Genomic DNA, 6,116 nt, shown 5'->3' with positions numbered 1-6,116 from the left:
GTCCGGGGCGGAGCCCCGGGGATGGGACGGGTAGGGGCGGCGGGGGCGAGAAACGCTCCCTCGGGGTTACTGGCCGGCCAGGCCCGTGTGGGCGACGCCCGCCACGATCTGGCGTTGGAAGAAGACGAAGACGATGACGAGCGGGAGCCCGGCCATCAGGCCGCCCGCCATGAGCTGGGCCCACTGGATGCCGTACGAGTTCATCACGGTGGCGATGCCGTTCGGCATGGTCATCAGGTCGGGGTTGTTGGTCACCATGTACGGCCACAGGAAGTTGTTCCAGGACGCGATGAACGTGAAGATCCCGACGGCCGAGAGCGAGGGCCGGGACAGGGGTAACACCACGGTGAAGAAGACCCGCCAGCGTCCGGCACCGTCGATGAACGCGGCCTCCTCCAGTTCCCTCGGTATCCCCTGGAAGAACTTGAAGAGGATGTACACCATCGCGGCGGGCGCGCACTGCGGAAGGATCATCCCCCAGTACGTGTCGACCATGCCCATCTGCTGGACCGTGGTGAACAAGGGCACGCCGAGGACCGCCGGGGAGATCATCAGACCCGCCATGACCACACCCATCAGGACGCCCTTGCCGCGGAACTCCGTGCGGGCGAAGCCGTATGCGGCGAGTGCGCTGACGAGCAGCACCACGGACGTCACGCAAACGGAGACGACCAGGGAGTTGACGAACCAGTTGGTGACGTTGCCGGTCTCGAAGAGGGCCGTCCATGCCTGGCCCGTCCAGTCCTTCGGCAGCCAGTGCGGCGGCACCTCGACGGCCTCGGTCTCCGACTTGAGCGAGGTGAACAGGCCCCAGGCGAAGGGCGCGAGGAAGACGGCCGAGACGGCCGCGCCGAGGAAGGTGAGGATGATCTGGCTGGGGGTCCAGGACGACCTTCGGGGCTTGACGCGGATCGGTGCTGCGGTGGTCATCGGACGCCCTCCTCACGGTTGCGCAGCAGCCACATCCGGGCGAGCGCGACGGCCGCGATGATCACGAAGAAGATGATGGAGATGGCGGACGCGTAGCCCACGCGGTAGCTGGTGAAGCCCTGTTCGAGGGTGTACTGGACGAAGGTCCGCGTCGATTCCTCGGGGCCTGGGCTGAAGTCCGTCATCACCACGGCCTGGTCGAAGATCTGGAGCGAGGCGAGGATCTGCAGGGCGATGACGAGTCCGGTGATGTTGCGCAGCATCGGCAGGGTGATGTGGGCCAGGCGGTGCCAGGCGTTCGCGCCGTCCAGCTTGGCGGCCTCGTAGAGATGGTCGGGAATGCCCTGGAGCGCGGCGAGGTAGAGCAGGAAGCTGAAGCCGACGGTCCACCACAGGGTGGTGATGACGATGGCGAGCATCGCGTACGACTTGTCCGTCAGCCAGGGCGTCTCGATGCCGAAGACGTGGTTGATCATGCCCGTGCCGGGGTTGAACAGCCACTGCCACAGGTTGCCCGCGACGGTGGAGGGCAGCAGGAACGGGGCGAAGAAGCACAGCCGCCACAGCCACTTGCCGCGCTCGATGTGGTGGGCGAGCATCGCGAGGAGGAAGGCCAGGACCGTGATGCAGGGCACCACCAGGAGCGTGAAGTAGGCGCTGTGGCCGAGCGCGTCCCACATCAGGGGGTCCTGGAGGGCCTCGCGGTAGTTGTCGAGGCCGACGAAGTTCGCGCTGTCGCCCGAGATGTTGGCGTCCGTGAAGCTGAGGTAGATGCCGCGCAGCAGCGGCCAGATCACGAAGAGCGTGAACAGGAGCAGGAACGGGGCGACGAACCAACCGCCGTGCTGGAAGCCCTGCTTGCGGCGGAGGGTGGCGCTCTCGGCGGCGGTCTTCGCGCGCGCCGGCGCCATGACGGTCTGAGCGCTGGTCGTCATTCGACCGCACCTCCCTGCGCTGCGGTCCTGCCGTCCATGGGGTTCTTCATGGCGAGCAGTTGGGCGAGCGCGGCCTTCATCCGTCGGGCGGCACTGTCCGGCTTGGCGGAGCCCATGGTCGAGGAGACGACGATGGGGCCGAGGCGCTGGGCGAGGATGCCGGTGGAGCCCGCGAACCACACCTTCGGCTCGGTGGCCTGGTGGTCCATGGCCGACGCGTACTCGCTCTGTGGGTTCAGCTTCTTGTACGCGGCCGTGGAGAGGGTGGGCGTGTACGCGGGGATGTGGCCGCCGGCCGCCCACTGCTGGGCGTGCTGGACGACGTAGGCGGCGAGTTGGTGGGCGGCCTCGTTGGCGGCGCCGCCGCGGTCGGACTGGTGTGGCAGGACGAAGGCGTGCGACTCGGCGTGGGTGGCCTGCTTGCCGAAGACGGGCGGCAGCGGGGTCGCCCCGTAGTCGAGTTTCACTCCGCTGAAGACCGGCACCGACCAGTTGCCCTCCCAGGCGAAGGGCGCGCCGTTGAGGAACTGTTCGGCGCCGACGGAGCCCATGCCCGGGTCGGCGTACCCGTCGGTGATGTGGCGGCGCAGGAACTCCAGGACCTGGACGGCTCTGTCGGTGTCGAAGGTGACCTCGGTGTCGGCGTCGTCGAACCAGGTGCCGCCGAGCTGGGTGTAGAAGGCGACGAAGAACCACCACTGGAAGTTCTGGTCGTTGATCCACAGGCCGATGGTCTGCAGCCCTTTCCTGGTGGCTTTCTTGGCCTCCTTGAGCACGTCGAACCACTCGCCGGTCGACGTCACGGGCACGATCCTGCCGTCGTCGCCGAGCAGGCCCGCCTTCTTCAGTACGTCCTTGCGGTAGAAGCAGAGCTGGACGTGGATGTCGAGCGGGAGAGCGTAGAGCTTGCCGTCGATGACGGCGCGCTTCCACAGCTCGGGGTTGAAGTCCGCCTCCCGTACGCCGTACTTGGCGAGCAGGTCGACGTCCCAGGGGTCCAGGAGGCGGCTGGGCGAGAAGCCGGTGACCCGGCCGAGGTGCATGACGCCGAGGTCGGGTGCGCGGTTGCCCGCGGCCGCCATGGCGAGCTTGGTGTAGAAGGGGTTGCCCCACTGGAGGGTGGAGTCCTTCACAGCGATGTCGAGGTGGCCCTTACGGAAGGCGTCGAGCATCGCGATCATGTTGGCGCCGTCGCCGCCGCTGAAGAGGTTCCAGTAGCGGACGCGGGTGTGCGCACTGGAGGCGAGTGCGTCGGCGCCCTTGCCGAGCGCGGCGAAGCCGAAGCTGCCGGCGATCGCCAACCCGCCTGCGGCGGTGAGGAGTTGTCTGCGACGTGGATGGCTGTGGTGACTCGTGTGTCTCAGGTCAGGTCGTCCCATTCCCTGCCCTTGCTCCCGGGGTCTCGTCGGTACCGTGGTCGCGCTGACACTGTTCGACATATCGGATCATGACCGTAACTTCGGACGGGACCGTAAGTTCGAAGCGCTTGCGCGTCAATGGGGCGGGCGAGACTTTCGTGCGCCGTGAGGTGCGGCAACGATCGTTCCCAGCCAGACAACGATCGTTGGACAGTCATGGTGCGGACAAGCCCGGAACGCGTACTGTCGGGCCGTGCTTGCTCTGTCCGAGACACTCACGCGCATCGAGGCGCGGATCGCCGAAGCCCGACTCGACCGGGGTGAACTCCTCGACGTGACCGACCTCTCCAGGAGAACGGCCCTGCGCGAGAGCGAGGTCGAGGCACTGCTGAGCGGGGCCGCACCCGTGGACGAGCCGGTCGACGACCGGGTGCGGAGCCGGGTGCGCGCGCTGCACGAGGCGTATCTCGCCCGGACGGGGATGCGGGCCACCGACGTGTGCAAGGAGGTCGCGGTCCGGCTCGGGATCAGTCCCGAGTGGGCGCGGCAGCTCCTCCTCGGCAAGAAGATGCCCAATGTGCGCGATCTGACCGAACTCGCACGGTTCTTCGGAGTCGAGCACGGCACCATGTTCTTCACCGACCCCGCGGCCACCGTGCTGAACAGGGAACTCGACCGTGTCCTCGGGGAGTTGGAGGGCGCCCGGGAGGACCGCGGCCCCCTCCTCCAGCTCGCCACGCGTCACGGCGTCGTCACCCTCGCCCTCCGCGCGGGCCACCATCTGACCCCACGCAAACAGGAGGCCCTCGCGGTGATGCTGGAGGGTCTGCTGAGCGGGGACGGCGAGGACGAAGGGGTGGAGGCCCGATGAGCGCGGGTGGTTCGCGTGCCCGCAGGGCCGCCGCCCGGACCGCCGCCGCACTCGTGGGCACCCGTGCCGGTGCCCGGATCGCGGCCGCCCTGGCCGCCTCGCGGACCGGGGCCGGGATGCGGGATCTCGCGGGCGAGCTCACCGCCGGGCTGAAGGCACGCGTCGAGGGAGTCGAAGGACCGGTCGGTGTACGGGAGTTGTGCGCGGCCTTGTGCGAGGCGATGGCCGAGCGCCGGGGCGGCCGGCGGGTCGAGCTGCGGTTCGAGCGGTTCCCGGACGATTTCGAGGTCACCGGGCTCTGGCTGGAGTTCCAGGACTTCGACCTCGTCATCGTCGAGGAGCGCGCCGAGGCCGTGCAGCAACTCGTGATCCTGGGCCACGAGTTGTGGCACATGCACGCCGGGCACTGCCACCACCACGTGGCCGGCGCGGTGGCCGCCCGGGCACTGGCCGGCCAACCCGGCTGGCGGGAACACGCGCTGGCCGTGGCCGCCCGCAACGGCTCCCACGCGTCCGACGAGCGCGAGGCCGAGGACTTCGGCCACCGGCTCGCGGCCGACCTCCGTACGTGGATGGCCGGTTCGGGGGACGGCGAGCGGGCTCCCGCGGACCAGGCCCCCGCCGACCCGGTCAGGAAGGCCCTCCAGACCTACCTCGGTTACGGCGGTCACGGGGGGCACGGCAGTCATGGGGGTCACGGGGGTCCACAGAGCGGGCCACGGAGATGACCGCCCCGACGGACCCGGCGGCGGGCCTTTCGACGAGCCCGGTGACCCAGCACCTGGCGTTCAACCCCTCGGGCTTCCTCGGCGAGCTGTACATCTCCTTCTGGATACCGACGGCGGTGCTGACCGCCGCCCTGGTGATCAAGCTCCCCAGCATCGTGAAGCTCTGGAGGGACCCGCTGCTGCGCGCCGTCGGCGGACTGCTGCTGCTCGCCTGCGCGGTCTTCGTCTTCGCTACGCCGACGACCATCACCCGCGTCAACCGGATCACCGGCGTGCCGAACTTCTCGGCGCCCTGGGTGTACTCCCTGATCACCGCGTTCTGCGCGTCCTGTCTTGTGCTGATCATCGCCTGGCGGGGCGGTCTGTCCGACCGGTCGGCGTCGCCGCGCCGCGCCATGCGGTGGGTGGTCGGCGTCTACAGCGGGGTGATCGTCACGCTGTGGGTGCTGTTCGCGCTCGCGGACGTCCCCGTGGAGCGGGTGCACGACCTGGACACGTACTACTCCACCACGCCCTTCATGCGTGAGGAGATCGTGCTCTACCTCGTCGCGCACACCATCGCCGTCCTGATCACCTACCGGCTGGTCCGCAACTGGATCCGCACCGACGGACTCGACGCCTGGCTGCGCTGGGGGCTGAGGTTCCTCGGCGTCGGCTACGCGCTGAACCTGGTCTACGACGCCGCCAAACTGACCGCCGTCGGCGCCCGCTGGACCGACCACGACCTGGACTGGATGTCCACGGACCTGGCTCCGCCGGTGGCCGCTCTCTCCGCCATCCTGGTCGCGGTCGGCTTCATCCTTCCGCACACCGGCCAGTACCTCCACGGCCGCTGGCGGGTGCGGCTCGGCCACTGGCGGCTGCGGCCCCTGTACGTGCTGCTGCGGACCGTCAGCGGCTCCGGTGTGGCCTTCACCCTGCGGGCCACCCCGGAGCTGCGCCTGACGCGCCGCGAGACGTTCATCCGTGACGTCCTGCTGCAACTGACCCGCCACTTCGACGAGGGCCTGCTCCGGCGGTCGTACGAGGCGGCCGTCGCCCTCGGCCACGAGCCCCGCCGGGCGTCGGCGCTGGCCGCCGCCGTGACGATCCAGGACGCCCTCGCCACGCGGAAGCGCGCGGTCCGCCCGGCCGGGGGTGACGTACCGGCCTCCCCGGACACCACGGACCTCCTGCGGGAGATCGAGGCCGTGTCCCGGATCCTCCGCCACACCGACGAGATCGAGGCCGTCCGCGTCCGGGCGGCCACAGCAGCAGAGAGCGTGTCCGCACATGAGTGATCGTCCCCAGCCCT

Annotated in this window: 6 protein-coding genes; 3 read left to right on the top strand and 3 right to left on the bottom strand. The window is 69.3% G+C overall.

Going from position 1 to position 6,116, the window contains the following annotated elements; genetic code table 11:
• Positions 1-66: 66 nt before the first annotated feature.
• Genes FNH08_RS42335 through FNH08_RS42325 form a run of 3 tightly spaced genes read right to left on the bottom strand, consistent with a single transcriptional unit; the run spans position 67 to position 3,244 of the window.
• The gene (locus FNH08_RS42335) at positions 67-930 is read right to left on the bottom strand and encodes a carbohydrate ABC transporter permease (RefSeq protein ID WP_152776828.1); all 864 of its coding nucleotides are present in this window, start codon (positions 928-930) and stop codon (positions 67-69) included.
• A complete protein-coding gene (locus tag FNH08_RS42330) occupies positions 927-1,865 on the bottom strand; it encodes a carbohydrate ABC transporter permease (protein ID WP_152776827.1) in 939 nt (312 codons plus the stop codon). Before FNH08_RS42330 ends, FNH08_RS42335 begins: the two co-directional genes overlap by 4 nt.
• Positions 1,862-3,244: an extracellular solute-binding protein gene (locus tag FNH08_RS42325; protein WP_152776826.1), complete on the bottom strand. Its 1,383-nt coding sequence runs from the start codon at positions 3,242-3,244 to the stop codon at positions 1,862-1,864. Before FNH08_RS42325 ends, FNH08_RS42330 begins: the two co-directional genes overlap by 4 nt.
• Positions 3,245-3,476: 232 nt before the next feature.
• On the opposite strand from FNH08_RS42325, the gene FNH08_RS42320 reads away from it, so the two are divergent.
• The 3 genes from FNH08_RS42320 to FNH08_RS42310 are packed head-to-tail and all read left to right on the top strand — an operon-like array spanning position 3,477 to position 6,102.
• The gene (locus FNH08_RS42320) at positions 3,477-4,094 is read left to right on the top strand and encodes a helix-turn-helix domain-containing protein (protein ID WP_322726345.1); all 618 of its coding nucleotides are present in this window, start codon (positions 3,477-3,479) and stop codon (positions 4,092-4,094) included.
• Entirely contained in the window at positions 4,091-4,822 is a 732-nt protein-coding gene (locus FNH08_RS42315; protein WP_228034709.1) for a toxin-antitoxin system, toxin component, read from the top strand. Before FNH08_RS42320 ends, FNH08_RS42315 begins: the two co-directional genes overlap by 4 nt.
• On the top strand, positions 4,819-6,102 hold the full coding sequence (locus FNH08_RS42310; protein WP_152776825.1) for an MAB_1171c family putative transporter: 1,284 nt from the start codon (positions 4,819-4,821) through the stop codon (positions 6,100-6,102). Before FNH08_RS42315 ends, FNH08_RS42310 begins: the two co-directional genes overlap by 4 nt.
• The last annotated feature ends 14 nt before the right edge of the window (positions 6,103-6,116 follow it).

Origin of the sequence: Streptomyces spongiae, assembly GCF_009377185.1 — a bacterium.
GTDB lineage: Bacteria > Actinomycetota > Actinomycetes > Streptomycetales > Streptomycetaceae > Streptomyces > Streptomyces spongiae.
This window is presented reverse-complemented; position numbering and strand designations above follow the sequence as displayed.

Coding starts and splice junctions, on each gene's coding strand:
- FNH08_RS42325 (WP_152776826.1), bottom strand. CDS start 3,244: ATGGGACGACCTGACCTGAGACACACGAGTCACCACAGCCATCCACGT.
- FNH08_RS42330 (WP_152776827.1), bottom strand. CDS start 1,865: ATGACGACCAGCGCTCAGACCGTCATGGCGCCGGCGCGCGCGAAGACC.
- FNH08_RS42310 (WP_152776825.1), top strand. CDS start 4,819: ATGACCGCCCCGACGGACCCGGCGGCGGGCCTTTCGACGAGCCCGGTG.
- FNH08_RS42335 (WP_152776828.1), bottom strand. CDS start 930: ATGACCACCGCAGCACCGATCCGCGTCAAGCCCCGAAGGTCGTCCTGG.
- FNH08_RS42315 (WP_228034709.1), top strand. CDS start 4,091: ATGAGCGCGGGTGGTTCGCGTGCCCGCAGGGCCGCCGCCCGGACCGCC.